The sequence below is a fragment of the Thioclava indica genome (genome assembly GCF_000714545.1).
GTDB lineage: Bacteria > Pseudomonadota > Alphaproteobacteria > Rhodobacterales > Rhodobacteraceae > Thioclava > Thioclava indica.
The window spans coordinates 24,005-50,665 of the sequence record NZ_AUNB01000015.1; the positions used below are offsets into that span (position 1 = coordinate 24,005).

The following is a 26,661-nucleotide window of genomic DNA, read 5'->3' on the forward strand; positions in this document are numbered from 1 at the left end:
CCTTAGCCCGCCGTCACTTGGGTGTCGCGCTCCTTGAGCAGGTTTGTCAGCCAGTCAGGGTCCATTTCCGGCACGGAGGACAACAGCAGTTCGGTGTAGGGTTCATGCGGTGGAGAGAAGATCGCCTCTTTCGATCCCTGTTCCACGATGACGCCGTTTTGCATAACGACCACCTCATCCGCGATGGAGCGCACAGTCGCAATGTCGTGGGTGATGAACAGATAGGTCAGATCCAGTTCGCGCTGCAAACGATCCAGCAGCCGCAGGATACCCTCGGCAACCAGTTGGTCCAAGGCCGATGTCACTTCGTCACAGATGATGAAATCGGGTTCTGCGGCAAGGGCCCGCGCGATACAGACGCGCTGTTTCTGACCGCCCGAAAGCTCTGATGGGAACCGGTCCATGAACTCATCCGGGTCCAGCTCGATCAGGGTCAGGAGCTCCCGGATGCGCGCCTCTTTTGCAGCACCCTTTAGGCCAAGAAAGAACGAAAGCGGGCGACCGATCACGTCTTTGATCTTTTGCTTCGGATTCAGCGCCGTATCCGCCATTTGGTGGATCATCTGCAAGTGCCGTTGAAGCCCACGGGGGCGTTTCGCGCCCAGTTTGTGCAGAGACTCGCCATCGTAGGTGATGACCCCTTCCAACTGCGGCAAAAGTCCCATGATCACCCGCGCGAGGGTCGATTTACCCGATCCGCTTTCACCGACAACGGCAACGGTGCTGCCACGACGGATGTTCAAGCTGATGTTGTCCAACACTTTCACAGTGCCGTAGGCTGCGTGGATAGTGTTGATCTCGAGCAGCGTTGTTTCGCCACCTTCCCGAGGAACGGGTGGCGCGCGGCGGAAATCACGCACAGCCCAAAGCGACTTGGTGTAGTCCTCTTTCGGATTGGCAAGCATTTCGCGGGCCGGGGCCTGCTCGACCTCGTCACCGCGCAGCAGAACCTTAATCTGATCCGCCATCTGGGCCACGACAGCCAAATCGTGGGTGATATAGATCGCGGCGGTGTTAAATTCGCGAACGATGTCGCGAATTGCGCCAAGAACCTCGATCTGTGTTGTCACATCAAGGGCGGTTGTTGGTTCGTCAAAGATGATTAAATCAGGGCGGCAAGCCATGGCCATTGCTGTCATCGCCCGTTGCAGCTGCCCACCGGACACTTGGTGCGGATAGCGAAAACCGATCATGTCAGGGTCGGGCAGACGGATTTTACGGTAAAGCTCTTTGGCGTCTTTTTCGGCCTGCTCTTTGGACATGACGCCGTGCTGCACGGGCGCTTCGCAGTATTGATTGATCAGCTTGAATGCCGGGTTGAATGCGGCGGCGGCGGATTGCGCGACATAGGCGATGCGTTTGCCGCGCAGTTGGCGCAGGGCCTTGCTCGATGCTCCTGCCAATTCAATCCCGTCAAACTTGATGTTGCCCTCGCGGATCCGGCAGCCACCCTTGGTATACCCCATCGCGGCAAGACCGAGCGTGGATTTTCCTGCGCCACTTTCGCCAATCAGCCCAAGGATTTCACCACGCTTGAGTTGCAGATCAACGCCTTTGATGATCGGTTTCCATTGGCGATCAGACCAGCCTTCAATCTTGATGTTTTTCATGTCCAGCAAAAGATCGGTCATACTCTTAATCCTTCAGGCCGGATGACATGTGCAAAACCCAGTCAACGATAAGGTTTACACCAATGGTAAGCAGCGCAATGGCACCAGCTGGCAGCAGGGGGGCCAAACCAAAGGTGGCCGTTTGCCACGTTGCAAAGTTCGCAAACCCGATCAGTTTGGCACTTTCGCGCACCATACCGCCCCAATCTGCCGTTGGGGGCTGAATGCCCAGCCCGAGGAACGACAAGGCAGAGATAAACAGGAACACAAAGCAGAACCGCAGCCCGAATTCCGCAATCAACGGAGCGGCGGCGTTGGGCAGCACTTCCTTGCGGACCAACCAAAACAGACCTTCTCCACGCATCCTTGCAACTTCGATGTAGTCCATCGTCAGAATGCCTTGTGCGACGGCGCGCGACAGGCGGAATACGCGTGTGCTGTCCAGGACGGCGATGACTAAAATCAAGGCGATGATTGATGTTCCGGTGATCGTCAAAATGAGCAAGGCGAAAATCAGTGGCGGAATGGCCATGAGGACATCAACAACTCGGGACGCAATCGGGTCAAACCAGCCGCCAACGGTCGCCGCCAGCAGACCGAAACTCGCCCCGAGTGTGAATGCCAATGCGGTCGTGACCAAGGCAATGCCAACCGTGTTGCGGGCGCCGTAGATCAGTCGCGACATCACATCGCGACCCAACGCATCAGTGCCAAGATAATGCGGCGCAGCCCAAGGCTGGTATTGTGCGCCAACAGATGCGCTTTCCGGGAAAGGCGCGAACACAGGCGCACCAATGGCAAGGACCGCGTAAAAGACAACGATGACGATACCAATCCATGCAGAAATAGGGGCGTCGCGAAGGTGATGTATTATATTGCGCATGGATTACCTCGGATGCAAAAGGCGAGGGTTTGCGATGATCGACAGAACGTCTGCCAAAAGGTTCAGTAAAATATAGGTCGCGGCGAAAATCAGGCAGGCGGCCTGCACCACGGTCACATCGCGATTGGACACGGCATCCACCAACACCTGTCCGAGGCCGGGGTAAACAAACACCACCTCGACCAGGACCACACCAACAATCAGATACGCAAGGTTCAGCGCGATCACGCTGATGATCGGGGCCAGTGCGTTGGGCAAGGCGTGGACCGCGATGACCCGCCAACGTTTGATACCCTTCAGATGCGCCATTTCGATATAGGGCAACGCCAAAAGGTTCAAAATCGCGGCCCGCGTCATACGCATCATATAGGCCAAAACGATCAGGTTAAGGGTCATGGCGGGCAGGAACGTTTTGTACAATCGTTCACCAAGGCCCGTATCAACATCAACATTGGCAAGGCTTGGGAACCAACCAAGCCAGACCGAAAAGATCAAGATCAGGATGTAAGCGATGAAAAACTCGGGAAACGAGATCGCGGCCAAGGTGGAATTGGACAAAACACGATCAAACACCGATCTGTTGTAAAGTGCCGCCAACATGCCAGACACAACTGCAATCGGAACCGCAAGGGCGGCTGCATATCCTGCAAGGAAAAACGTGTTCGCCGTCCGCACGCCGATAAGTTCCGAGATCGGACGTTGGTTGGCCATCGAGATGCCGAAATCACCGGTAACAGCCCCGCCTAACCAAGATAGATAGCGTTCAACCATTGGCCGGTTCAAATCAAACTTCTCGCGGAAAGCGGCCAGGCTTTCAGGGGTCGCGGCCTGGCCCAGTTTTTCAGTTGCAATATCACCCGGTAGCAATTCAACGGCGGCAAAAATGATCACGGTGACGATCCACAAAGTCAAAAGACCAATCATGAGCCGTTTTAGGACAATGAGCAGAATTGGGTTCATGAGCACCACTTTTGTCTTAGAAGATTGCGTTATGTCTAGATTTAAACCAAGATGAAGGGAGCGAGCGCATTCCGTCAAGTTAGGCTCTTTGCGTGACTGTTTAGTTTTTCTTCGTGGACTGTGTTTACTATGAAAAGCATCTGTCACTGCGCTTGGGTAAATGTTGCTATCACTGTATGCGCCTAGTAATTGCACGCTAAGCTGAAGAAATGATCCGTGATGAAATCCACATACAAAGAAGTCAAATCCGACATTCTTGCGAAAATCGTCAAAGGGGATTGGGGGCCAGGTGATCTCGTGCCCAACGAAGTGGATCTCGCTCTCACATACGGATGCGCGCGCGCCACTGTTAACCGTGCGATGCGCGAATTGGCAGATGATGGCATTATTGAACGGCGGCGCAAGGCAGGCACCCGCGTACGGATGACCCCTGTGCGTCAGGCGCGTTTCGACATTCCCGTTATCCGCGACGAAATCGAAGAAAAAGGCAGTAAATATCGGTATTCGTTGGTCAGCCGCGAGGTCGATGTCGCGCCGGATTGGCTCAGGGCCCGCATCCAGCTACCGGTGAATGGCAAAGCCTTGCATTTGGTGTGTATGCATTACGCTGACGGTATTCCGTATGAACACGAAGATCGTTGGATCAACTTATCGGCGTTGCCGGCCGCCGAGGATGCCGATTTTACAAAGGACTGTCCGACGGAATGGTTGGTTGCTACCATTCCATTCTCAAAGGCGGAGATCAATTTTTCGGCTGGATTGGCCGATCAGAAACTGTCTGATTATCTTGATTGTTCTGTCGGTGATCCGGTCTTCTCGGCAGAACGAAGCACATGGTGGGAAGGGGATGCGGTCACCTATGTGCGTCTGTCCTACCGTCCCGGCTATCGTCTGACGACGCGATATTGAAAGCTTGCGGGGGGGGGACGATGTGCATCGCCCCCGCCCGTTTTTGTTACAGAATACCCGGCAAATTCAGCCCGTTTTCCCGCGCGCAGTCCAGGGCTTCGTCGTAGCCCGCATCCGCGTGACGCATAACGCCTGTGGCTGGATCGTTCCACAAAACACGCGCGATGCGGCGGTCCGCATCCTCCGTCCCGTCACAGCAAATCACCATGCCGGAGTGCTGGGAGAACCCCATACCAACGCCACCGCCATGGTGCAGCGACACCCAAGTCGCACCCGACGCCGTGTTGAGAAGCGCGTTCAGCAAAGGCCAGTCGGACACAGCATCAGATCCGTCTTTCATGCTTTCCGTTTCACGGTTGGGCGATGCAACAGATCCTGAATCCAGGTGGTCACGACCAATAACGATCGGGGCCGACAATTCGCCGTTGCGCACCATCTCATTGAATGCGAGGCCCAATTTATGGCGCACACCCAGACCCACCCAGCAAATACGCGCCGGAAGGCCCTGGAATTCGATGCGGTCCTTGGCCATGTCCAGCCAGTTGTGCAGGTGCTTGTCCTCAGAGAGGATCTCTTTGACCTTGGCATCTGTTTTGTAGATGTCTTCGGGATCACCGGACAGGGCAGCCCAACGGAACGGGCCGATACCACGACAGAACAACGGGCGGATATAGGCCGGCACGAAGCCCGGGAAATCAAACGCGTTCTCTAACCCTTCGTCCAACGCGACCTGACGAATGTTATTGCCGTAATCAAACGTCGGAATGCCCATTTTTTGCAAATCAATCATTGCTTGCACGTGCACTTTCATGGATGCACGGGCGGCTTTTTCGACGGCCTTTGGATCGCTTTCGCGCTTTTCTTTCCACTGCGCCATTGTCCAGCCTTGGGGCAGATAGCCATTGATCGGGTCATGCGCTGACGTTTGATCCGTCACCATGTCAGGGCGCACACCACGCGCTGCGATTTCGGCAAAAACATCGGCGGCATTGCCAAGCAGACCAACGGATTTGGCTTCACCAGCGGCTGTCCAGCGTTCAATCATTTCGAGTGCTTCATCGAGTGTATCCGCGCGCTCATCCACATAGCGGGTGCGCAGGCGGAAATCGATGCTGTCGGGGTTACATTCAACCGCCAGACAACATGCGCCCGCCATCACAGCGGCCAACGGCTGCGCGCCGCCCATGCCACCAAGGCCGCCTGTCAGAACCCATTTGCCAGTCAGATCACCGTTGTAATGTTGGCGGCCTGCTTCAACAAAGGTTTCATAGGTGCCCTGAACGATGCCTTGGCTACCGATATAAATCCACGACCCGGCGGTCATCTGGCCATACATCGCGAGGCCCTTTTTATCGAGCTCGTTAAAGTGGTCCCAAGTCGCCCAATGCGGCACCAGGTTCGAGTTGGCGATCAAAACACGCGGCGCGTCTTTGTGAGTTTGGAATACGCCGACGGGTTTGCCCGATTGCACCATCAGCGTCTGGTCTTCTTCCAGATTACGCAGGGACTCTACGATCAAATCGTAGTCTTTCCATGTGCGCGCGGCGCGCCCGATGCCACCGTAAACCACCAGCTCATGCGGATTTTCGGCGACGTCCGGATGCAGGTTGTTCATCAGCATGCGCAACGGCGCTTCTGTCAGCCAGCTTTTGGCCGTCAATTCGGTGCCTGTCGCGGGGAATACGTCACGGGTGTTCTTACGCGGATCGCTCATGATGTGCCTTTCAGGGAAGTGACTAGATTTGGGGCCAGCTCGGCCAGTTTGGCCAGAATGTCGGTCAGGTGTACGCGGAGGCGTGCAGCGTTTTGGGTGTCGTAAGCCCAAGGCGCCGCTTCGGTCCTCAGATAGGTGCTTTGGGCGAGTTCCATTTGAATGGCGTGAACCCCTGTTGCAGGCTGGCCGTAATGGCGTGTTGTCCAGCCACCTTTGAACCGCCCGTTTGTGATAGAGGTATAGCCCGCTGCCTGCGCGCAAATGTCTTGCGTTACGGCTTCGATTTCGGGGGCACAGGTGGTGCCGAGATTGGTGCCGATGTTGAAGTCAGGTAGCGTGTCGTCAAACAGAAAGGGGATGTGGGACCGGATCGAATGGCAATCATACAAGATTGCGATGCCGTGAATATCGCGCACGCGCGCAAGCTCCGCCTCAAGCGCGGCGTGATAAGGCGCGTGGAACGTTTTGCGACGTGTTTCGATGTCCGCATCCGAGGGCGGAGTTGCCCAGATGTCATTGCCGTCAAAGTCGGTCAGCGGCACGAGTCCGGTGGTGTTCTGCCCGGGATAGAGTGAAACGCCAGACGGGTCGCGATTGGCATCGACGACATAGCGGTGGAACGTGGCGCGCACGGTGGTCGCCCCGCTTAGAACACCGTCATAAAGCTGGTGAATGTGCCAATCCGTATCATCAAGCCCGCGCCCACGGTCATTCAAATCCCCAAAGATATCTTCGGGAACATAGGTGCCGGTATGGGGCAAACCCAAAACAATGGGGCTGTCGCCTTGGTGGATTTCTACAGGGGTCATGCGTCGAATTCCGGCATGTCGATACCTGCCGCCGTCACGATTGCACCTGATGCGATCATCACCGATGCGCTTTCAAGGTCTGGCGCGAGATAGCGATCCTCGCCCAATGTCGCGACGTCTTGGCGAACGCGGGCAACAACTTTTTGCAACGTGGCGCTGGTGGTCAGCGGTGCGCGGAAATCGATCCCCTGTGCGGCACAAAGCAACTCGACGCCCAAAATCCGGTTCAGGTTTTCGATCATCGCACCCAAGCGGCGCGCACCGTGCGCGGCCATCGATACGTGGTCTTCCTGGTTGGCCGACGTTGGCGTGCTGTCGGTGACACATGGATTGGCGAGGTGTTTGTTCTCGCTCATCAAGGCGGCGGTGGTGACTTCGGCAATCATATAACCGCTATTCAGACCCGGATTGGGGGTCAGGAACGGCGGCAGATTAAAGCTGAGGACGGGATCAACGATCAACGCAACACGGCGCTGCGCGATGGCCCCGATCTCTGCAATTGCCAATGCGATCATGTCAGCGGCAAAGCCCACTGGTTCAGCGTGGAAGTTACCGCCTGACACGATGACATCGGCCTCAATCAGCACCAAGGGGTTGTCTGTCGCGGCGTTCGCTTCGATTTCCAATGTGCGGGCGGCCATGCGCAGCACGTCCATCGCGGCACCGGTCACCTGCGGTTGGCAGCGAATGCAGTAGGGGTCTTGAACGCGAGCATCATCGGTAAAGTGGCTTTCGCGAATTTCGGACCCTGCCAGCAGCGCGCGCATGGTTTCGCCCGCCTCGATCTGGCCGCGATGGCCGCGCAAGGCGTGAATTTCAGGCTGCAGCGGGGCGGTGGAGCCCATGATCGCATCGGTCGACAACGCCGATGTGACCAGCGCGGAATGCGCGCCGCGCCATGCGCCGAACAATCCGGCCAAAGCGAAGGCCGTGGAAAACTGTGTGCCGTTAATCAGGGCAAGGCCTTCTTTCGGACCCAGTTCAACCGCCGTCAGGCCAGCGGCCTCTAGCGCGTCGGCCCCTGACATAACTTTACCGTCAAATTCAGCCTCGCCGTGCCCCATCATTGCAGCGGCCATATGCGCCAGCGGGGCAAGATCACCCGATGCACCAACCGATCCTTGGGCGGGGATCACAGGAGTGACACCCTTTTCGAGCATCCCTTCGATCAACGTCACGACCTCCAGCCGCACACCGGATGCGCCGCGCCCGAGGCTGAGCAGTTTCAGGGCCATCAAAAGCCGCGCATGACGGCGTGGGATCGCAGGACCAACGCCGCAGCAATGGGACAAGATCAGATTGCGTTGCAGGGTTGCGGTGTCTTTGCTTTCGATCTTGACCGAGGCCAGTTTGCCAAAACCCGTGTTGACGCCATAAACCGCATCACTCCCCGCGACCGCCTTCGCGATACGCGAGTGGGCCAGTTCAATGGCAGGGTGACATGCCGGATCAAGGCGCACCGCATTTTCGTTCCAGTAAATACTGTGCAGATCATCAAGCGTAACTGCGCCGGGAGTAAGGGTAAGTGTCGTCACGCGAGGATACCTCCGAAAATGCGGGAATGAAGCGGATTGAAGCCGATACGATAAGCCAGCTCGGCTGGGTGTTTGATGTCCCAGACGGCCAGGTCTGCACGCATGCCTGCGGCAATGGTGCCTGAATTGGTCAACCCAAGGGCGCGCGCCGCGTGTTGGGTGGCTCCGCGCAATGCCTCTTCGGGCGTCATACGGAACAGGGTGCAGCCCATGTTCAGCGTCAACAGCATCGAGTTGACCGGAGAGGTGCCGGGATTGATATCCGTGGCAAGCGCCATGGGCACATTGTATTTACGCAGCAGATCAATCGGCGGAGCTTGCGTTTCGCGCAACGTGTAAAACGCGCCAGGCAGGATGACGGCAACTGTGCCAGCCTCGGCCATGGCTTTAACGCCGTCCTCATCCAGATATTCGATATGATCGGCAGACAGTGCACCATAGCTGGCGGCGAGCTTTGCGCCCCCAAGGTTGGACAGCTGTTCGGCGTGCAGTTTCACAGGCAGGCCCAATTCACGCGCCACATCAAAGACGCGGGCGATTTGGGCGGGGTGAAACGCAATCCCCTCGCAGAACCCGTCAACGGCATCCACCAGCCCTTCGGCATGGGCGGCCCGCAACGTCGGGATGCAAACATCATCGATATAAGCATCATCGCGACCCGCGTACTCGGCGGGCGTGGCGTGGGCGCCCAGGAATGTGGTCTTCACGATAATCGCGCGGTTCGCCATGATCGCGCGCGCCACACGCAACATGCGCAGCTCGGTTTCCATATCGAGGCCGTAACCGGATTTGATTTCGATGCAGGTCACACCTTCCGCGATCATCACATCCACGCGGCGCAATGCGTCGACCAGCAGTTCATCCTCGGTGGCAGCGCGGGTCGCTTTGACGGTGGAAACGATGCCACCCCCGGCGCGGGCGACCTCTTCATAGCTGGCCCCGTTCAGACGCATTTCGAATTCAATAGCGCGGTCACCGCCATGAACGATATGGGTGTGGCAGTCGATCAAGCCGGGGGTCACAAGACGGCCACCAAGGCTGGTGCGCGGCAGGGATGTGTAGGTGTCAGGCACGTCCGAAGCTGGGCCGACCCATTTGATCACCCCGTCAATCACGGCGATGGCTGCGTCCTTGATCTGGCCATAAGGCTCGGGCGATTCGACCATCGTCGCTGCGTTTAAATCAACAAAAAGGTTGTTCTTGTCAGTCATCTTAACCCCCCGATGATCAAAAATTTAGCTTTTCTAGTACGCGCTAGTGTGCTTTATGTCTATACATAACTGCGAGGACCGCCAAATGATTTTTGCAAAGCAAGCCAAACTTTCCACCGGATGGGCGTCAAATGTGCGCGTGACACATCTGGACGGCTGGATCACCGATATCTCTGTTGATCAGTCTCCGCAGCCGACAGACGTCTGCATCGATACCCTTCTACCGGCGCTCGGAAATCTGCACAGCCACAGCTTTCAGCGGGCGATGGCGGGCATGACGGAATATCGGATGGCAGGCAAAGATAGCTTCTGGACGTGGCGCGATCTGATGTACCGGTTCACGGCAAATCTGACGCCAGAGCATATCGAAGCGATTGCGGGTTTCGTGTTTCTTGAAATGCAAGAAGCGGGGTATGCCAGCGTTGGCGAATTCCATTATCTGCATCATCAGCCGGGTGGCACAGCTTACGATGATCTGGGTGAACTATCGGGCCGGATTGCCTCCGCAGCCGCCGCGACTGGGATTGGCCTGACACATCTTCCCGTGCTCTACACCTATGGCGGTGCAGGGCAGGTGCCGCTTCAGGACGGGCAGGCGCGGTTTGGAAATTCCGTTGATCGGTTCAATAAGCTTGTTTCACGGGCGCGGGATATGGTTGCGGGTTTGCCCGCAGATTGTCGCGTCGGGATTGCGCCGCATTCCTTGCGGGCCACATCACTCGATGATCTGAAATCAGTTCTTGGAGCGCATGAGACCGGCCCTGTTCACATTCACATTTCTGAGCAACCCAAAGAGGTGGCAGATATCTCTGCCTGGCTCGGTGCGCGCCCTGTGGACTGGTTACTGGCCAATGTGGACGTGGCACAAAACTGGTGCCTGATCCACGCCACTCATATGACGGCGCAAGAGACCCTAAACATGGCCAAATCCGGCGCGGTCGCGGGCCTTTGCCCCGTAACCGAGGCCAATCTGGGCGATGGTCCGTTTAACGGGCCAAGCTATCTTGAGGCGGGCGGCGCGTTTGGGGTCGGATCGGATTCCAACGTGCTGATCTCCCTCACCGAAGAGCTGCGCACGCTGGAATATTCCCAACGCCTGCGCGACGTTGCCCGCAATGTGATGGTCGTCGGCGAAGGTTCGGTCGGAGAAACGCTGTATACAGGGGCGGCCATTGGCGGGGCGCAGGCCTTGGGTCGCGATGCCGGTGAGATCGCGGTCGGAAAGCTGGCGGATCTGGTCGCGATAGATAGCAGCGCGCCGTCACTTTGCGCGTTGCGCCAGGATCAGCTTTTGGACGGCCTCGTGTTTGCTGCCAAAGACGAAGTCGTCACCGATGTCTGGTCCGCCGGCCGCCACGCCGTGCAATCAGGCCGCCATGTCAAACGCGATGCAATCGTCAGCGCCTACAAAGACGCAATGCAAAGCTTGATGGCATCCTTGTGATCGACATAATCGAGCCTGATTTCCAAAACGGCGTCATTCTCGGCAAGGTTTAACGCGGCATCTTGAGTGTCGATGAAAGCAGTATCCCCCACCGCCAGTTCTGCCGCATTTATCTGCGGCGTACCCGATAAGACGTGAAAAGCCAGCAGCCCCTGTTTGGGCCGCTGGGCGAGGCCGGAAAAGGGGCTATGCCGCATGGCAACCGCGCCCTCACACAGGTCAGGATCAAACATTAGATTTAGGTCAGTGAGCGGGCCACTGGTGAGCCGCGACTTAACTTGCAATGCTCCGTCAAACCGGACGGGTTCCCAGAGGCGCGCCTCAATCACATGTGTCGGGGCACGCAATTCCATCGCGCCGCCCGAAACCACGGTCAATACGCGCGTCATCCCCGTAAAATCCGAAAACGGCCCATCCTGGGTCACGTCAGCCCGGCTGATCGTCCAGGCCACGCTGTCGCCAACCATGCCTTTTGCGATGTTACGGGTAATCCCACCGCCGTTTTTCCATGGGGTATCAATCAGTTCGTTTCGTGTGAGAATGCGCATGATGGGATACACTCTTGTTTTTAGGCTGGATGGCTTGACCGATGTCGTGCCGCGATTTATTTAATGCTCTAAATGCCATTAAGTCTATACATAATATCGAAGGATAGCCCCATGATGAGAACCCGCGCCGCTGTCGCTGTTGCCCCAGGCCAACCACTTGAAATCATGGAGGTCAATCTTGAGGGCCCCAAAGCCGGAGAGGTTTTGGTTGAAATCAAAGCCACCGGCCTTTGCCACACAGATGAATTCACCCGCTCTGGCGATGACCCCGAGGGCATCTTCCCGGCGATCCTTGGCCATGAGGGCGCGGGCGTTGTGATTGAAATCGGCGAAGGTGTTACGAGCCTTGAGGTTGGAGATCATGTGATCCCGCTTTATACGCCGGAATGTCGCGAGTGTGACTACTGTCTGAACCCAAAAACCAACCTGTGCCAGTCGATCCGCAGCACGCAGGGTGCAGGGCTTTTGCCCGATGGATCCACGCGGTTTTCCATGCTGGATGGCACGCCAATCCACCACTACATGGGGTGCTCGACCTTCGCCAACCACACGGTTGTGCCTGAAATCGCGCTTGCGAAAGTGCGTAAAGACGCGCCGTTTGACAAGATTTGCTACATCGGCTGCGGCGTGACCACGGGCATCGGGGCCGTCATCAACACAGCAAAGGTCGAGATCGGGTCAACGGGCATCGTGTTCGGTTTGGGCGGCATCGGGCTGAACGTGATCCAGGGCTTGCGACTGGCGGGCGCGGATCAAATTGTTGGCGTGGATCTGAACGACGACAAAGCCGAGATGGCGAAGCACTTTGGCATGACCGACTTTGTGAACCCATCCAAGATCGACGGCGATATCGTGGCGCATTTGGTGGAGCTGACGGGCGGCGGCGCCGACTACACATTTGACGCCACGGGCAACGTAAACGTTATGCGCCAAGCATTGGAATGCGCACATAAGGGGTGGGGCGAAAGCATCATCATCGGTGTGGCCGGCGCCGGGCAGGAAATTGCGACCCGTCCGTTCCAACTGGTCACAGGGCGCAGCTGGCGCGGAACAGCGTTCGGCGGTGCATCAGGGCGCACAGACGTGCCAAAGATTGTCGACTGGTACATGGACGGAAAGATCGAGATCGACCCCATGATCACCCACAAACTGACGCTCGACGAAATCAACCACGGGTTTGATTTGATGCACGAAGGCAAGTCCATCCGCGCTGTCGTGGAATTTTAAGAACGCAACGACGAGATAGAGCGAGGGGCTACCACGAAACGTATCGTTGTTATCGTGGTAGCCTTGTGCTTTGCATCACGCCGAACACCGCGCGGCGGATAGCGCGCGTTACAAGCCAAAGCTGATCTGAGCCACACAGCCGCTGAAGCAGAAATTCGCGACCCTAGACCCGTTGCTCCTATCCGGCATCTTTGATTACCTCCACTCAGATATACCCGCGGCGCGCCAGAATGCGGGCCACAATCAGGCAAATCATCGCCCATGCCCCTCCGGCGAGCCAACCTGCGGCAACATCTGTCGGCCAGTGAACACCCATGTAGATCCTGCTGATCCCCACAAGCAGTGTCAGCATGATCGCAACGCTCATAACATAGAGCTTCAGACCGAAGCGCGGCTGCACCCGCGCAATCAGAACGCCCAGTGAAAGGTAAACAATCGCCGCCATCATGGAATGACCTGATGGAAAGCTGGCGGTATGGACGATGGCATCATGCGGCACGAGGTCGGGCCGCGGGCGGTCGAAAAAGTCTTTTGCACCACTGCTGATCAAAACTCCGCTTCCGATGGTTGCCAGAATATAAAGCGCTGATGTCCAGCGGCGCAGCAGCAAGAAGAAGATCGAGACAACGAGTGTCGTGAGCATCAAAACGGCAACGCCCCCGAGGGCAGTGATGTCGCGGCCCATTTCTTCAAACCACCAGGGACCGATTGGATCGGACAAATCTCCTGGCGTGCGCAGAAGCAAGAGGATGTCTCGATCAAGGTTGCGGGTTGACCCTTCCACGACCTCGTCGGTCAATTCAGCGAGCGCCCAAACTGAGGCTACAGCGATGCCCAGGATCACCAGTGAAACAATCTCGACCTGGCGACGGGTCCAGCGAACCAAATTTAGAAATATTTCGTATTTCATGTGTTAACTCCACACTCAGGCACACCAACGTGGTATCGCGCGCGCCGTGATGCATCTGGGCGACCTAAAACTTTCAGGAATAGTCACGTCTTTTGAGGTTAACGTTTGCGTCCTTCCTCGTGTGTATTCTGGTCCGTCGTAGCCTTTAAGGAGCGAGGATGACCAAGACGCCCGCACCGTCGCAAGACGCAGCAGACAAGCTGGTCAAAAACATCCGCCGTAAGACCCGCCAGACCCACTCGGCAGAGGATAAGATCCGAATTGATTTGGCCGGATACTGGCTCTGACAGACGCGCTCGGCAACTTTGTCAATTTCTACCTCTTGCCCGGACAGGCCAACGACCTGCGCGAGACTGCTGCCTTGATCAGCGGTCGGATCATTCACCGGTTTTCCCGTAGGCGGGCGCACCGGGGTTTCAAGCACCGGCGTGGGGTTTCGAGCACCGGGGTTTCGAATGGCACGCAGACGGGAACCTCGGCAAGGGAGGGATCCGGGGTGTCCGTCATGCTCAATCCTCCAGCCTTGAACGCCTGGAGGGCTTTGGATCACTTGCCGGCGCATCTCCAAGCGTTTCTTCCGGCCTGTGCAGGTCATCTTCAGGTTTTTCAGGCGGTTTCTTCTTTTTGTTATCATCTGGCTTTGACATGATCTTCTCCTGAACATCGCTAACGGTGGTGTGAATGCAACGGGCAGAGCTTGTTGAAGGTTCCCGAAGGCCCGGGCATCGGATCGGTGACTCGATCTTGCCTTCGCAAACACCTGCCCGCTACAGACCGGAGCGGGACCGATTACCATTTTTTCAGATGTTTTTTCTGCAACTCCTGCTTGAGCCTGTAGCGACCCCACCAAGACCTGATTTGCGTCGCATAAAGCGTCTTCGGCCGGATATGGCATTTGTCTCCGGCACACTCGACGTAAAATTGCCGTTTGGATGCCACGACGGCGGAACTTGCGCTCGAGAGCGCTGCAACCTTTACCTCTACGCGGTTGATTGCGCCGGCATCCAGATCGTCCGAGGTATTCCACCGGGCACGCTTCAGAAGATCTTCGAAACAGCCGATATCGATAAACTCCCCGCTTTTCAGAGGGCCCTGAAAGGTGGTTGCACTCGGGTTGGACAGATCTTCTTTCGCCATCTCGGTGCGATCAGCGATGGAGGTCTCGCGTTCACCGTCTCTGGACCAAATGGTCAACAGGATTTCAAGGATGTAGATCGGCTCGAAACCGAGATTGCTGATGAAGGCGCGGGCATCCAGACTTTGACTGCCGCCTAGGTGTATCAAAATTTCGGTGCGGCGTTGGCGCCGCAATCCTGACACAAGGATCTGCAGATAGACCAGCCAGACCAGGGCAGTGATCGCACCTACGGTCGCCTGCAGGGGGGGTGCATTCTCGGACAGCCAGTTCCACATGATGCCTCACAAACTGAAGGGAGCTTTTCGAAAGGAACAGGATAGACCGTAACCGACCACGTGGAAATGGCGGCTTTCTAAGGGAACCGCCACCGATGTGTCTGCGGTGTGCTCTTCAAATCCAGGAGTGTGGAACGCCGTAATGATCATATGTCCGGCGCTCCCAGTCCCGATCCGAATACCAGTTGTCGTCACGGGCGGGCGCGCCCTTGACATTTTGCTCCGTGATATCCGTCACGAAGCCGTTCTTGGACGTATCGTAACGTAGTTTTCCCCACGCCATCAACAGAGCCGCACAGAAGGGCAGTCCGACCACTACCCGATCCACCGGTGCGTGAAAGCGCGCCAGCGGGTGTCACGGCTGTCGCGAAGGGTCTTGGCTTGCCAAGAAGTGATACGCATCGCATGATACAGGGGGAGATCGACGCAATGGGAGAATGGGAGAACGGCATGAACTCACGTATTTTTGGTGCAGCGCTGCTGGGGTTAAGCCTCGTTGCTGCGCCAGTTTTCGCTGATCCGGCGAAGGTCGCGATCCATGTGGACGAGGAAAGCATTCAGACAATGAATATGGCGCTGAACAATGCCGCCAACATCGCCAAACACTACGAAAGCCTGGGCCAAGAGGTGGCGATTGAGATCGTGACATACGGTCCCGGCCTCCATATGCTGCGTGAGGACACATCCCCGGTGGCGGACCGGATCGAAGTCATGGCGCTAGAGCTGGACAACATCACCTTTTCAGCGTGCCTCAACACGGTGGAGGCTATGACCCAGAAGGAACGCAAGGATGTGCCTCTCGTGAGCGAAGCCGAAGTTGTCCCGTCTGGCGCTGTTCGATTGATGGAGTTGCAGGCGGACGGTTATGCATATCTGCGGCCATAAGGGATAAGGGCGCGTTGCAGTAACCCGGCGGGGATTACAGGTTAATTCGGGCATCTGATCGGACGGGGCTGTCAGGTTAAGCTGCTCTTTCTTTGAGAATTTGCCCAACGGGCCAGAAAATCGCCATGCTACCCGACGAGTGTAGCGCTTGTGACCCTTTTTCCTGCGCGGCCCATATTGGCAGAAGCTGATCGAAAGCAGAGGTGGGAGCTCAGCCGAAGCCTACTTGTGGTGCTTCGCCCACAACCCCCGCATCCTCCAGCTGCTCCCGATCGGGAAGATCGCGAAGGCTCTCCAAATCGAACACGACGAGGAACTGCTCGGTCGGGCGTTGTCACCTTAACGGCGTGACCAAGGAGAAATCCTGATGTCCGTGTTTCAAGCTGCCCGTGTGACGGCATTCCAGGCGTCGAAAGCCTCGAGACGGTGGTATCGAATTGTTAAGGCTGAGCGACGACGGGCCGGAACGCAGAAGCAATTTCGGATGGCAGAGTAGATTGATACGAACCTCTGCAGACTTTCAGGCGAACGATATACCTGCATCGCCCTTTCCCGTTTTCGCAATGGCAAGTGGCTGTTCTCCGCCCGATTGTTGAGGCCTTTGTGCGACCGATGCTCAACGCTCGGCACCATCTCACGCTTGGCTGCACCATAGGACCTCGGTTTGTCGGTGATAAACGTTTTGGCGTCCGCTTCTGTCTCTTCATCAACCTGTGCAGCAGGCGTTTCGCTGCTTTCTTGTCGCGCTTTCGTTGAAGGATTTCATCCAAAACTACGCCGTTCTGATCAACAGCACGCCACAGCCAGAGTTTCCTGCCTTTGACGTTCACGGCAACTTCGTCCAGATGCCAGATGTCGCCGGGCAGTGGTTGTCGGCAGCGCATTCTGCGCGCGATGGATGGGCCAAATTTCGCAACCCATCTGCGGATGGTCTCGTATGAAACATCAATCCCTCGTTCCAGAAACATCTCCTCCTTCTCGCGCATTTTGCAAATGCGCTGTCAGGCAACGCAACCTCGCGAAGGCTGAGGTTGAAACGACAATACAGCCAAACAGCGTGAGTGATAATCGCTGGTGGAAATCCCCTCTCATCGCTGCTAGCAGCGACTGTCGGGCAATGGATGGCGCTTGTAGCCGATTGATTGTGTGCTCATCCGAGATGCCTACGAGCAAATGTTGGCGTCGGCAACACGGGTAGGTTTATGTGACAACACCCCCAAATCAGCCCCATAAGTGCTGACGTCAGACACGCTTTCGATCTGTCATAGTCGATCCCGATGAGGTGCGCCGTGCCGCAGAAGAAATTGACGGCGAGCTGGAATTTCATACGCGCAGCACGGACCGCTTCATCACTCAACTGGTGCCTCATGTCGCGAGCGGGGGGGCATCAATTGGAAGATTAGAACTCATAGAGAAATTCGGGGTTAGCAGACATGATCCGGTGTCGCGCGACGTCACTAGACACTGCGCGGTAAAGCGCATCCAGAAGTTTTCCAGGGTCCGGCGTTATCGCATCTGCCATCATCAAATAAGGCCAGTCGCTGCCCCAGAGGCACCGTTCCGAGTTGGCTTCTGCCAAAGACGCTATATGCGCATCGGCTTGGTCGTAAGGGGCGTTACAAAATCGAAAACAGCCGGATAGCTTGACCCAAGCAGCCCCTTCTTGCACAAGTTGCCGCAAAAGAATGAAGCCGGGGTCATTCACGCCCCGAGATAGATCGGGCCAGCCAAAATGGTCCAAAACCACCGGAACCGGCATTGCGCGGATGTCATCGGCCAACTCCGCCATATGGTCATGTGAGTTGATCAACATTTGGACGTGCATACCACGATCTTTCAACCGGTTGGCCATAGCCTTTGCTCCGCCCCATGACATGACGCCACCGTGAACGTAGTTCATTCTGACCCCCATAATGCCGGCATCCCGCAAACTGTCCAGTTCTGGGTCGGTGACAGCATCGGGAACCACTGCAACGCCACGATAGTTATCTGCACCCATCTCTTGAATAGTGCGCGCGACGATAGAGTTATCCGTGCCATAAAGGATGGATTGCACCACCACTCCGCGTGACAGTCCGAGCACATTCATCTGATTGCGCAGGCGGCCTAGCCAGTCCAGATAGGTGCCATCCGAAGGGTCTTCGACACGATGGGCATAGCGCTCGAACTCTCCTTCTCCGGCGACGATATGGAAATGCGAGTCGCAGGCATTGGATGGTGGTGATACTATCGGCGCGGACGGGGACAATGGTGGAGTGGCTTTGGGTATCATGGTGCTATCTCTTCTGGGAGCGGGGCGTGAGTTAATTTCCACTCATAATTGCACAGCATTGCAAATTGTGCAATCTGAATTGAGCGAGCGGTTCTTAGGGTAATTGCAAATGTCAGATCAAACAAAAAAGAGAACGCGTGGACGCGGTAAATCTATCGGCCCAACAAGCTCGGACGTCGCCGAACTGGCGGGCGTTTCGCGATCAACAGTTAGTCGGACCTTCACTCCGAACACCAGCGTTGATCCCGAAACGAAGGCACGCGTGATGCAGGTGGCGCAACAGCTGGGGTATGCCCCACACCAAGTGGCACGCAGTCTTATCTCTGGTCGCAGCGATACAATTGGGTTGGTTCTGGCGAGCCCGAGTAACCCGTTCTATGGGCTCGTTCTTGAAGGCTTCTTGCAGCATTTTCAGCGCCACAATCTTCGGGTGATGTGCTACCTGGCCCCAACGCTTGACGACGTGGAGATCGGGATGCGTGCCATGCTACAGTACAAGGTGGATGCTATGATTGTGGCGGCTTCTGGGTTGACCTCGGAGGCGGTCACTGATTGTCGCCGAAACGGCGTTCCAGTCATTTTATTTAACCGCTCCATCTCCTCGGAGAGTGTCCCCACGGTGCAGACGGACAACGTTCGTAGCTCGAAAATGATGGCGGAATTTCTGGTGCGCGGTGGCCATTCCTCTATCGCTTACGTCAACGGTCTCGAGATGTCTTCGACCAACCGTGACCGTTTGCGGGGCTTTACTGAGGGGTTGGCCCAGATGGGTCTAGAGCCGCCAATCCAAGAATATGGAGATTTCTCCTATGAGGGTGGGCGCGAGGCCGCAAAGCGTTTGATGATGTCGGCTACGCCGCCGGATGCAATTTTTTGCGCGAATGATGTGATGGCGCTTGGGGTCTTGGATTGCCTCAAAAATGAACTTGGAATTTCGGTGCCGGACGATGTTAGCGTGACGGGATTTGACGATATCCCAATGGCGGGCTGGTCGAGCTTCAATCTTACGACCGTGCGCCAGCGCAGGACGCAGATGATCGTTGCCGCTATAGATTTGCTGGATCAACTCTTGGCTGGCGAAGTTGTTGAGGCGCCAACGGTACTGATTGAGGGGCGCCTGATTCTGCGTGGGTCTGCGCGCCTGCCCTCTTCCTTGCCTAGCTAGCGCCTCCTGCAGGCAAGTTTTCCTCATGATTTCTAGATGTTGCGATTTGTGCAAACTTTATGTTGCATACGTGTGCAATAATATGCGTTAGTTGTTGCACACGACTTTAAATAGCCACCTTGTGGTGGCGTAACATGACCTTGAGGAGGAGATTCATGTTGGAGAAGTTGCTTTCCCATTGCGGGAGCGGTTTTGCGGTTTCCGCGATTGCATTGGCCGCTGCACTTTCGTCGGTGACGCCCGTTTCAGCGCAAGAAGCGTTCCATCTGGACATGCCTACGAACATGTCGCGAAACTCGTATCTTGGCGAAATGGCTCAGCGTATGACTGATGACATTCGTCTGGCGACAGGGGGCGATATCGACCTGAAATTTCACGAAGATGGCGAGCTGATCCCGGTCCCTGAAATCCTGAACGCTGTGTCTACCGGGGCAGTTCCAGCTGCGTTCACTTGGACCGGCTTTTTTGGTGGAACAATTCCCGTTGGCAAATACTTTGCTGGCACGCCGTTTGGTCCGGATACCGAAGTGCTGGCATCTTGGATCTGGGAGGGTGGCGGGCTTGATATCCTGCAAAAGGGTTTTGATCCGATTGGTGTTCAGATCCTGCCTTGTGCCGCACAGCCCCGTGAATCCGGCGGCTATTACAACAAAGAAATGGACAGCCTTGAGGCCTATCAGGGCATGAAAATCCGGATGTCTGGTTGGGGTGGCGAAGTGCTGACCAAGCTTGGCGCGTCGGTGGTCGCATTGCCAGGAAGCGAGATTTATCTGGCGATGGAGCGCGGCCGGATTGATGCGACGGAGTATGCGTCACCGCTGTTGGATGAAAGCCACAAGTTCTACAAGCTGGCTAAATACTACTATTTCCCGGGCTGGCATCAGTCCACCGCGTGGAACTCGTTGATCATTAACCAGAACACTTGGAACCAGTTCTCAGACGAACAAAAAGCGCAAGTCACGCTAGCGTGTCGTGCAACAGTGCAGCGTACTATGGCCGAAACGATCCCTCTGCAGATTGATGCGCTGAACCGTATGAAAGCCGATGGCGACTTCGAAGTGCGTAAATTCTCGCCTGAACTGATCAAGCAGATCCACGCGGTTTGGCTTGAGGTTTTGGCAGAGAACCGCGCCAAGTACCCGCTGATCGACGAAGCGCATGCAAGCCTTCAAGAGCATGTGAAGCGGTACGCGCCGTGGAACGAACTGCAGGCTTTGCCTGCCGGTCTGGAATAGGTCGAGCCAATCGCCTGCCGGGACGCGTGATAGGTCCCGGCAGACACCTAATTAGCATGGGAGGGGGACATGAGTGACGGGTTCGTCGAAAAATTCGCACGCGTTCTGGACCGCGTTGCGGAAATCATTGCGAGCATAGGAAAGCTGTCTTGCTGGTTGTTGATTCCGATCATCCTGTCGGTGCTGCTGTCCATACTGGGTGGTGTATTCCGGGTGACGCAATTTCTGGACTGGGAGGGGAGCATCCCGCTTTTCGGTTCGGGTTTGACGCTGAATTCGGTGTTGGAATTGCAATGGTATCTGTTCGGCGTTCTTCTGATGCTGACGGGTAGCTTTGCTCTTCACAGCGACCGCCATGTGCGTGTTGATGTGGTGTCATCGCGGTTCTCGCCTCGTTTTGCCTTGATTGTTGAAATTCTGGGCGACTTATTTTTCCTGCTGCCCCTATGCGTCATCCTAATTGACCGATCTTGGCCTTTGTTGGAAATGGCCTATCGAACAGGTGAACAGTCGAATGAGGACGGTCTTACACATCGCTGGTTGATCAAGATGTTTGTTCCAATTGGCTTCACGTTGTTGGCCTCCCTTGGGGTTACGCGCATCCTTCGGAACCTTTTGACATTAATGGGCGCTCCGGCACCTAAATCGCCCGCGGGAGATAATCATGGAAGTTGAACTTCTGCCCATAATCATGGGGCTTTGCCTGATTGTAGGGACGTTTTCGGGCTATCCTGTAGCCTTGGTCCTTGGCGGTTTGGGCGTAGCCTTTCTCTTTATCGGTGGGCTGCCGATTTTCACGCTGCAACTCGCTGTATCCAGAATTTTCGGGATCATGAGCAACTGGTTGCTGTTGGCCATTCCGTTATTCGTCTACATGGGCTTGATGCTGGACAGGTCCGGCATTGCCGCTAACCTGCTTTATTCGTTCGAACGCCTCTTGGGGGGAGTCCGTGGTGGACTGGGCATTGCGGTCGCGCTGCTTGGCGTCGTCTTAGCGGCTTCTACCGGTATTGTGGGCGCATCGGTGGTCATGCTGGGCGTTCTGGCGCTGCCGGTTTTGCTGCGCGAAAACTATTCCCCACAATTGGCAACTGGCCTTGTCGCGGCCTCGGGCACTTTGGGTATTCTGATCCCGCCCTCGATCATGCTGGTGGTGCTTGGTTCCATGTTGCAGGTGTCTGTGGGGGATTTGTTCAAGGCGGCGTTCTTGCCTGGCTTGCTGTTAAGCGTGCTTTACGTCGCATATATTTTAATCCTTGCGCGGGTGCGACCCGATATGGCGCCGCCGGTCACGTCGCGTGATCGCACGCCTGGTTGGCGCGCCGTTCTCGAACTGATGCGCGATCTTTCCGGCCCGCTGGTGCTTATAGGGACGGTACTCGGTTCCATCCTCGCGGGTGTTGCCACCCCAACTGAAGCTGCGGCTTTGGGTGCGTTTGGGGCTACTTTGTTGGCGCTGATCGGCCGCAAACTTGATCTCAATGGCATGGGAGAGGTCGTTTACGAGACCGGGAAGATCACTGCGATGATCTTGTTCGTCTTGATCGGCGCGACCGTGTTTTCGGGCGTCTTCAAAGCATTGGGCGGCGACGAGATGATCCGCGACGCCGTAACTGGTACCGGTTTGAGCCCGTTCGGAATGATGGCTCTTTTCATGATCATCTTGTTCGTCCTCGGGTGTTTTCTTGAGTGGATTGAAATCACCTTCGTCGTGCTCCCCCTGTTTACACCCATCATCATAGATTTGGATTTTGGTCTGGGATTTACACCAAACGAACAACTGATCTGGTTTGCCATTGCAGTAGCCGTAAATCTGCAAACCTCTTTCATGACACCGCCGTTCGGGTTCTCGCTTTTCTATGTCAAAGGCGTTGCACCTGAAGGCACAAGTATTGGGACGATCTACAAGGGTGCGGTTCCGTTTGTGGTGCTTCAACTGATTGGCTTGGCGAGCGTAATCTTTATTCCCTACCTGACTATTGGGATTGTGAGGGCACTAGGATGAAATTTTCGAATTTTCTTCCTAAACGGTTGATCTTCCTCACTTTGGCTTTGGGTATGACGGCCTTCCACTTCTATGTGGTGCTCTATGGCGCGCCTCAGCCATTTGTTTTCCGTGGCGTCCATCTGGGCTTTGCCCTGATCATCATCTTCCTGCTTTTCCCAAGTTTTAAAGGCAGGGGAGGGGTGCTACGACTGCCTGATCTGCTGTTTGTGGTCGGCGTTCTCGTGACGATAGGTTATCTGATCGCAAACCAGGGCGCGCTCTACAGCCGGTTCCAGTTTGTCGACGAGTTAAGCCGCGAGCAGTTCTGGTTAGGGGTCACACTGACGCTTCTGGTGCTTGAGGCCTGCCGCCGGACCTTGGGCGCGGCATTGCCGCTGACAGCGATCGCTTTTGTTGTCTACGCGTTGGCCACTGGCAAGTTGAGTGCGAATTACACCGTTGATGTGATGTATCTCACCACCGAGGGCATTTTCGGCATCCCGCTTAATGTCTCGGCCACCTACCTGTTTCTCTTTGTCCTTTTTGGCTCGATGGCTGAAAAGCTAGGCACCGGACGCTTCTTTATCGACTTCGCCACCGCTGTGGCGGGCCGTTCTACCGGGGGCCCGGCGAAGGTGGCCAGCCTATCGTCGGCATTGTTTGGCTCCATCTCGGGCAGTGCCGTTGCTAATATCATGACCACGGGCAGTTATACGATCCCGCTCATGAAGCGCTTGGGGTATCGCCCCGCCTTTGCCGGTGCGGTCGAAGCCGTGTCTTCAACAGGCGGGCAGATCATGCCGCCTGTGATGGGGGCTGCCGCCTTTGTCATGGCTGAGATCATGGGAGTCAGCTATCTCAATATCATGATGATCGCGCTAATCCCGGCGCTCCTGTTTTTTGTCAGCGTCTTTCTGGCGATCCACTTCGAGGCCAAACGGGAAGGTTTGAGCGGTCTGGATGACAAGGATATTCCGGATCTTGGTGTAGTATTACGCGAACGCGGTCATCAGATCATTCCGCTAATTGTCATCATTTCAACTCTGTTTATTGGCTATAGCCCTGCCTACGCGGCCTTTTACGGAATGCTATCTATCCTGCCTACGACCCTTATGCGCAAGGTTACACGGGATGAATTCCGTATAACCGACCTCATGGAGGGGCTCGAAAACGGCGTGCGCAATGCTGTTCAAGTTGCGGCTGCCTGCGCCTGCGCCGGTGTTGTTGTGGGGGTTGTCGTTCATTCCGGTCTTGGTCTTGAATTCACCGGCGTCGTGCGCCTTCTTGCCCGCGATTCAATGCTTCTGGCGCTGATCCTGACGGCTATTGCCGGGGTCATCATCGGTATGGGGTTGCCAACGACACCGGCATATATCCTGCAGACCGCGCTCTTGATTCCGGCCTTGATCCGGCTCGGGGTATCGCTTGAGGCCGCACATCTTTTTGCCTTCTATTTTGCGATCATGTCCGCAATCACGCCTCCGGTAGCGATCGGGCTTTTTGCGGCCAACTCTCTATCGGGTGCAAAGCTGTGGCCTGCCTCGATGGCTGCGTTCAAGTTGGGACTTACCGGCTACATCGTACCGTTCATGTTTGTCTATAGCCCGGCTTTGATCATGCAGGGCACAGTGCCTGAGATCTTGGTCGCGGCCACGACCGCCGTGTTGGGCGTGACCTTTTTAGCGGCTGGATTGCACGGCTACTTCACCCGCCGAATGGATATAACCGAACGCGTTCTGTTCGTCGCTGCTGCCATGCTGCTGATCTATCAGGGGCTACCGTCTGATCTGGTCGGGCTGGGAATGGGCGTGGTTGCATATTGGCTGCAAAGCCAGAAAGCCGAAAGTTGCGCGAAAGCGTAGCCTTAAATCTACCCCTTGGGATGAGGAGACCCACAATGAAAAAGACATTGACCGCAGTAAGCTGCGCAATCGTGATGATCGCCGGTGCGGCTCAGGCGGAGAGCCTTGTGTTCGTCACCGGTAGCCCGGGCGGCTCTTGGTATCCCACGGGCGGGGCGATCAAGTCCGCAGTTGAAGACCTGAATGATGATATTCAGATTCAGGTTCGTCCCGGTGGCGGGCTGGCGAATATCAAGGCGATTTCCATGGGTCAGGCGCAAATCGGGATCAGCAACACGATTTCTTCCGTTGATGCCTTGGCCGGTCGCGAACCGTTTGGCGAGCCGATGAACGGCATCTGCAACGTGGCCTACCTGTATCCGCAGGTGATTCAAGGCGCGGTTGTGGATCTCGATATTCATTCATTTGCCGACATGAAAGGCAAACGCCTTGCCGTCACGCCGCGTGGCAACACCGCCGAGCAGCTGGCACGACTGGTCTTGTCGACCGTCGATGTTACTTATGACGATCTGGATCAGGTGAACTTTGCCTCGATGTCAGATCAGGTAAACATGATGAAGGACGGCCAGGTTGACGGTTTCTTTCAGGCCACCGGCATTCCGGCCGGCGTGGTAATGGATGTTGGCGCCTCGCGCGATCTGCGTCTTCTGCCGATCTCGGATGAGATGTTTGCCAAGATGAAAGAGGTGAACGCAGGGTTCACCCAGATCACCATTCCGGCCGACGCATATCCCGGCATGGAAGGTCCGGTGCAATCGGTCAGCTTCGGCACCCATGTGATCGCGAATTGCAACGTCTCCGAAGAGACAATTTATGAGGTAACCAAGTCTATCTATGAGCGGCTTGGCGATTTGGGGATTGCCGTTGCCGCGATCAAAAACACCACGCCTGAAGCACTTGGCCAAGATGTGGGTATTCCGCAGCATCCCGGCTCGGCACGCTTGTTTGCGGAAGTTGCCCAGAAATGAGCACTGTTCTCGTTGACCCGGATGCGCTTGTACAAGTGCTGAACAAAATCCTGCGTGCCGATGGCTGCACGCAGGAAGAGGCAGCCGAAGTGGCACGGCACCTTGTCGATGCCAGTTTGTGCGGTCACGACAGCCACGGCGTGATCCGTATTCTGCGGTATCATCTTTGGCTCGGGACCGGGCAGATCAAAGCGGCTCAGCCTTTGAGAGCCGTGATTGATACCCCGACGCTGATGCAATTTGATGGCGGTGACGGGATGGGGCAATGGCTAGCCCGTGAAGCCACGAGCATTGGGATTGCCCGCGCTAAAGAACACGGGACGGCGATTGTCGCATTGCGGCGTGCAGGCCATATTGGGCGACTTGGGTCTTATGCCGAACAGGCATGCCGTGCGGGACTGGCAAGTATCCAGTTCTGTAATGTCGCAGGTTCTCGGCTCGTGGCCCCCTTTGGGGCGGCGCAACGATGTATTTCAACGGCACCTGTGGCCATTGGCGTGCCGGGGGCAGGGGGGAATGACTTTATCCTTGATTTTGCGACCTCGCTTGTGGCGGAAGGCAAAGCGTTGGTTGCGGGCACAGGCGGTAAGTCCCTTCCTGGCGATGCGCTGGTAGACGCAAATGGTGAGCTGACAGGCGATCCCTATGCGCTTTATGGCGATACGTTGGCGGCGGCAGTGCCCAACCCCCGTGCCGGCGATGGTGCCTTGCGCACAATGGGGGATCACAAGGGGTCAGGTCTGGCCTTGGCCTGTGAGATGTTGGCAGGTGCGTTGACCGGGAATGGCACCAATGGGGCCACTGATCACCGGTTTGGAAACGGTCTTTTGGCTATATTTATTGATCCTGCCCGTCTCGATGATCCGCAGGGTTTTGCCCGCGAGGCCGCCAGTTACATCAACTATGTGCGCGATGCGCGCCCGGCCCGTGGCGCTGACCGCGTGCTTGTTCCGGGCGATAAAGAACGCGCGACAGCGAGAGACCGGCGTACAAATGGTTTGCCGCTCTCAAATACCGTTTTTGACGGGATCATCGAAATCGTTCGATCCCTTTCAATCACTGTAAATGAGGCCGATTTACTGCGTCCTGCGCCTGTAGATCCAATCAGTTAAGG

24 protein-coding genes and 2 pseudogenes are annotated in these 26,661 nt (G+C 56.2%); 12 read left to right on the plus strand and 14 right to left on the minus strand.

The genetic code is table 11. From position 1 onward, the window contains the following. Positions 1-2: 2 nt before the first annotated feature. The 3 genes from DT23_RS05290 to DT23_RS05300 form a co-directional block, all read right to left on the minus strand. The gene (locus DT23_RS05290; protein WP_038129053.1) at positions 3-1,631 is read right to left on the minus strand and encodes an ABC transporter ATP-binding protein; all 1,629 of its coding nucleotides are present in this window, start codon (positions 1,629-1,631) and stop codon (positions 3-5) included. Positions 1,632-1,635: 4 nt separating this feature from the next. Further along, positions 1,636-2,295, minus strand: a complete 660-nt coding sequence (locus tag DT23_RS05295; protein ID WP_338064216.1) for an ABC transporter permease — start codon at positions 2,293-2,295, stop codon at positions 1,636-1,638. A gap of 201 nt (positions 2,296-2,496) precedes the next feature. After that, complete coding sequence (locus tag DT23_RS05300) at positions 2,497-3,453, minus strand: ABC transporter permease (protein ID WP_038129057.1); 957 nt, start codon at positions 3,451-3,453, stop codon at positions 2,497-2,499. 219 nt (positions 3,454-3,672) lie between these two features. Between DT23_RS05300 and DT23_RS05305 the strand changes: the two genes are divergently transcribed. Beyond that, positions 3,673-4,362 carry a UTRA domain-containing protein gene (locus tag DT23_RS05305; protein WP_038129060.1) on the plus strand — a complete coding sequence of 230 codons (690 nt, stop codon included), beginning with the start codon at positions 3,673-3,675 and terminating at the stop codon, positions 4,360-4,362. A gap of 46 nt (positions 4,363-4,408) precedes the next feature. Here the strand turns inward: DT23_RS05305 and hutU are convergent, their stop codons facing one another. The 4 genes from hutU to hutI are packed head-to-tail and all read right to left on the minus strand — an operon-like array spanning position 4,409 to position 9,631. Next, positions 4,409-6,076: a urocanate hydratase gene (gene hutU, locus DT23_RS05310; protein ID WP_038129063.1), complete on the minus strand. Its 1,668-nt coding sequence runs from the start codon at positions 6,074-6,076 to the stop codon at positions 4,409-4,411. Further along, the gene (hutG, locus tag DT23_RS05315) at positions 6,073-6,885 is read right to left on the minus strand and encodes an N-formylglutamate deformylase (protein WP_038129065.1); all 813 of its coding nucleotides are present in this window, start codon (positions 6,883-6,885) and stop codon (positions 6,073-6,075) included. Before hutG ends, hutU begins: the two co-directional genes overlap by 4 nt. Next, positions 6,882-8,420: a histidine ammonia-lyase gene (gene hutH, locus DT23_RS05320; RefSeq protein WP_038129068.1), complete on the minus strand. Its 1,539-nt coding sequence runs from the start codon at positions 8,418-8,420 to the stop codon at positions 6,882-6,884. Before hutH ends, hutG begins: the two co-directional genes overlap by 4 nt. Next, on the minus strand, positions 8,417-9,631 hold the full coding sequence (hutI, locus tag DT23_RS05325) for an imidazolonepropionase (RefSeq protein WP_038129069.1): 1,215 nt from the start codon (positions 9,629-9,631) through the stop codon (positions 8,417-8,419). The genes hutH and hutI overlap by 4 nt, the downstream gene beginning before the upstream one ends. An 85-nt stretch (positions 9,632-9,716) precedes the next feature. On the opposite strand from hutI, the gene DT23_RS05330 reads away from it, so the two are divergent. Next, entirely contained in the window at positions 9,717-11,075 is a 1,359-nt protein-coding gene (locus DT23_RS05330; RefSeq protein WP_205618219.1) for a formimidoylglutamate deiminase, read from the plus strand. Here the strand turns inward: DT23_RS05330 and DT23_RS05335 are convergent. Then, a complete protein-coding gene (locus DT23_RS05335) occupies positions 11,036-11,623 on the minus strand; it encodes a HutD/Ves family protein (RefSeq protein ID WP_038129134.1) in 588 nt (195 codons plus the stop codon). The two genes, DT23_RS05330 and DT23_RS05335, sit on opposite strands and share 40 nt — an antisense overlap. Before the next feature lie 114 nt (positions 11,624-11,737). Here DT23_RS05335 and DT23_RS05340 point away from each other — a divergent pair, with 114 nt between their 5' ends. Continuing rightward, entirely contained in the window at positions 11,738-12,850 is a 1,113-nt protein-coding gene (locus DT23_RS05340; protein ID WP_038129136.1) for an S-(hydroxymethyl)glutathione dehydrogenase/class III alcohol dehydrogenase, read from the plus strand. Between the two features lie 205 nt (positions 12,851-13,055). On the opposite strand, the gene DT23_RS05345 is transcribed toward DT23_RS05340, so the two are convergent. After that, positions 13,056-13,760, minus strand: coding sequence for a phosphatase PAP2 family protein (locus tag DT23_RS05345; protein WP_038129074.1), 705 nt, complete (start codon positions 13,758-13,760; stop codon positions 13,056-13,058). 158 nt (positions 13,761-13,918) lie between these two features. Here DT23_RS05345 and DT23_RS20140 point away from each other — a divergent pair, with 158 nt between their 5' ends. Further along, on the plus strand, positions 13,919-14,047 hold the full coding sequence (locus DT23_RS20140; protein ID WP_276202210.1) for a hypothetical protein: 129 nt from the start codon (positions 13,919-13,921) through the stop codon (positions 14,045-14,047). Between the two features lie 222 nt (positions 14,048-14,269). On the opposite strand, the gene DT23_RS19385 is transcribed toward DT23_RS20140, so the two are convergent. Further along, the gene (locus tag DT23_RS19385) at positions 14,270-14,407 is read right to left on the minus strand and encodes a hypothetical protein (RefSeq protein WP_156023864.1); all 138 of its coding nucleotides are present in this window, start codon (positions 14,405-14,407) and stop codon (positions 14,270-14,272) included. Between the two features lie 142 nt (positions 14,408-14,549). Beyond that, entirely contained in the window at positions 14,550-15,173 is a 624-nt protein-coding gene (locus tag DT23_RS05355; protein WP_038129079.1) for a hypothetical protein, read from the minus strand. A gap of 450 nt (positions 15,174-15,623) precedes the next feature. On the opposite strand from DT23_RS05355, the gene DT23_RS05360 reads away from it, so the two are divergent. Next, positions 15,624-16,058, plus strand: coding sequence for a DsrE family protein (locus DT23_RS05360; protein WP_038129137.1), 435 nt, complete (start codon positions 15,624-15,626; stop codon positions 16,056-16,058). A 211-nt stretch (positions 16,059-16,269) separates the two neighbouring features. Here DT23_RS05360 and DT23_RS19950 read toward each other — a convergent pair. The 3 genes and pseudogenes from DT23_RS19950 to DT23_RS05370 all read right to left on the minus strand — a co-directional run. After that, positions 16,270-16,383, minus strand: a pseudogene (locus tag DT23_RS19950) (SMC-Scp complex subunit ScpB); the annotation flags it as partial. A gap of 53 nt (positions 16,384-16,436) precedes the next feature. Further along, positions 16,437-17,181: pseudogene (locus DT23_RS18900) on the minus strand (IS6 family transposase). A gap of 276 nt (positions 17,182-17,457) precedes the next feature. Beyond that, positions 17,458-18,330: an amidohydrolase family protein gene (locus DT23_RS05370; protein ID WP_051697060.1), complete on the minus strand. Its 873-nt coding sequence runs from the start codon at positions 18,328-18,330 to the stop codon at positions 17,458-17,460. A 109-nt stretch (positions 18,331-18,439) separates the two neighbouring features. Between DT23_RS05370 and DT23_RS05375 the strand changes: the two genes are divergently transcribed. From DT23_RS05375 to DT23_RS05405, 7 genes are all read left to right on the plus strand, one after another. Next, positions 18,440-19,495 (plus strand): LacI family DNA-binding transcriptional regulator, encoded by a 1,056-nt coding sequence (locus DT23_RS05375; RefSeq protein WP_051697061.1) that lies wholly within the window; start codon positions 18,440-18,442, stop codon positions 19,493-19,495. A gap of 155 nt (positions 19,496-19,650) precedes the next feature. Next, entirely contained in the window at positions 19,651-20,730 is a 1,080-nt protein-coding gene (locus DT23_RS05380) for a TRAP transporter substrate-binding protein (RefSeq protein WP_051697062.1), read from the plus strand. A gap of 69 nt (positions 20,731-20,799) precedes the next feature. Then, entirely contained in the window at positions 20,800-21,405 is a 606-nt protein-coding gene (locus tag DT23_RS05385) for a TRAP transporter small permease subunit (RefSeq protein ID WP_051697063.1), read from the plus strand. Then, entirely contained in the window at positions 21,395-22,735 is a 1,341-nt protein-coding gene (locus tag DT23_RS05390; RefSeq protein WP_038129084.1) for a TRAP transporter large permease, read from the plus strand. Before DT23_RS05385 ends, DT23_RS05390 begins: the two co-directional genes overlap by 11 nt. Then, a complete protein-coding gene (locus DT23_RS05395; protein ID WP_038129086.1) occupies positions 22,732-24,579 on the plus strand; it encodes a TRAP transporter permease in 1,848 nt (615 codons plus the stop codon). The genes DT23_RS05390 and DT23_RS05395 overlap by 4 nt, the downstream gene beginning before the upstream one ends. A 35-nt stretch (positions 24,580-24,614) precedes the next feature. Next, positions 24,615-25,547 carry a TAXI family TRAP transporter solute-binding subunit gene (locus DT23_RS05400; RefSeq protein ID WP_038129088.1) on the plus strand — a complete coding sequence of 311 codons (933 nt, stop codon included), beginning with the start codon at positions 24,615-24,617 and terminating at the stop codon, positions 25,545-25,547. Then, complete coding sequence (locus DT23_RS05405; RefSeq protein ID WP_081846931.1) at positions 25,544-26,659, plus strand: Ldh family oxidoreductase; 1,116 nt, start codon at positions 25,544-25,546, stop codon at positions 26,657-26,659. Before DT23_RS05400 ends, DT23_RS05405 begins: the two co-directional genes overlap by 4 nt. The last annotated feature ends 2 nt before the right edge of the window (positions 26,660-26,661 follow it).

Bases quoted from the DNA above. Each gene is read 5' to 3' on its own strand.
- DT23_RS05290 (WP_038129053.1), bottom strand. From the start codon at position 1,631: ATGACCGATCTTTTGCTGGACATGAAAAACATCAAGATTGAAGGCTGG.
- DT23_RS05295 (WP_338064216.1), bottom strand. From the start codon at position 2,295: ATGTCGCGACTGATCTACGGCGCCCGCAACACGGTTGGCATTGCCTTG.
- DT23_RS05300 (WP_038129057.1), bottom strand. From the start codon at position 3,453: ATGAACCCAATTCTGCTCATTGTCCTAAAACGGCTCATGATTGGTCTT.
- DT23_RS05305 (WP_038129060.1), top strand. From the start codon at position 3,673: ATGAAATCCACATACAAAGAAGTCAAATCCGACATTCTTGCGAAAATC.
- hutU (WP_038129063.1), bottom strand. From the start codon at position 6,076: ATGAGCGATCCGCGTAAGAACACCCGTGACGTATTCCCCGCGACAGGC.
- hutG (WP_038129065.1), bottom strand. From the start codon at position 6,885: ATGACCCCTGTAGAAATCCACCAAGGCGACAGCCCCATTGTTTTGGGT.
- hutI (WP_038129069.1), bottom strand. From the start codon at position 9,631: ATGACTGACAAGAACAACCTTTTTGTTGATTTAAACGCAGCGACGATG.
- DT23_RS05330 (WP_205618219.1), top strand. From the start codon at position 9,717: ATGATTTTTGCAAAGCAAGCCAAACTTTCCACCGGATGGGCGTCAAAT.
- DT23_RS05335 (WP_038129134.1), bottom strand. From the start codon at position 11,623: ATGCGCATTCTCACACGAAACGAACTGATTGATACCCCATGGAAAAAC.
- DT23_RS05340 (WP_038129136.1), top strand. From the start codon at position 11,738: ATGAGAACCCGCGCCGCTGTCGCTGTTGCCCCAGGCCAACCACTTGAA.
- DT23_RS05345 (WP_038129074.1), bottom strand. From the start codon at position 13,760: ATGAAATACGAAATATTTCTAAATTTGGTTCGCTGGACCCGTCGCCAG.
- DT23_RS20140 (WP_276202210.1), top strand. From the start codon at position 13,919: ATGACCAAGACGCCCGCACCGTCGCAAGACGCAGCAGACAAGCTGGTC.
- DT23_RS19385 (WP_156023864.1), bottom strand. From the start codon at position 14,407: ATGTCAAAGCCAGATGATAACAAAAAGAAGAAACCGCCTGAAAAACCT.
- DT23_RS05355 (WP_038129079.1), bottom strand. From the start codon at position 15,173: ATGTGGAACTGGCTGTCCGAGAATGCACCCCCCCTGCAGGCGACCGTA.
- DT23_RS05360 (WP_038129137.1), top strand. From the start codon at position 15,624: ATGAACTCACGTATTTTTGGTGCAGCGCTGCTGGGGTTAAGCCTCGTT.
- DT23_RS05370 (WP_051697060.1), bottom strand. From the start codon at position 18,330: ATGATACCCAAAGCCACTCCACCATTGTCCCCGTCCGCGCCGATAGTA.
- DT23_RS05375 (WP_051697061.1), top strand. From the start codon at position 18,440: ATGTCAGATCAAACAAAAAAGAGAACGCGTGGACGCGGTAAATCTATC.
- DT23_RS05380 (WP_051697062.1), top strand. From the start codon at position 19,651: ATGTTGGAGAAGTTGCTTTCCCATTGCGGGAGCGGTTTTGCGGTTTCC.
- DT23_RS05385 (WP_051697063.1), top strand. From the start codon at position 20,800: ATGAGTGACGGGTTCGTCGAAAAATTCGCACGCGTTCTGGACCGCGTT.
- DT23_RS05390 (WP_038129084.1), top strand. From the start codon at position 21,395: ATGGAAGTTGAACTTCTGCCCATAATCATGGGGCTTTGCCTGATTGTA.
- DT23_RS05395 (WP_038129086.1), top strand. From the start codon at position 22,732: ATGAAATTTTCGAATTTTCTTCCTAAACGGTTGATCTTCCTCACTTTG.
- DT23_RS05400 (WP_038129088.1), top strand. From the start codon at position 24,615: ATGAAAAAGACATTGACCGCAGTAAGCTGCGCAATCGTGATGATCGCC.
- DT23_RS05405 (WP_081846931.1), top strand. From the start codon at position 25,544: ATGAGCACTGTTCTCGTTGACCCGGATGCGCTTGTACAAGTGCTGAAC.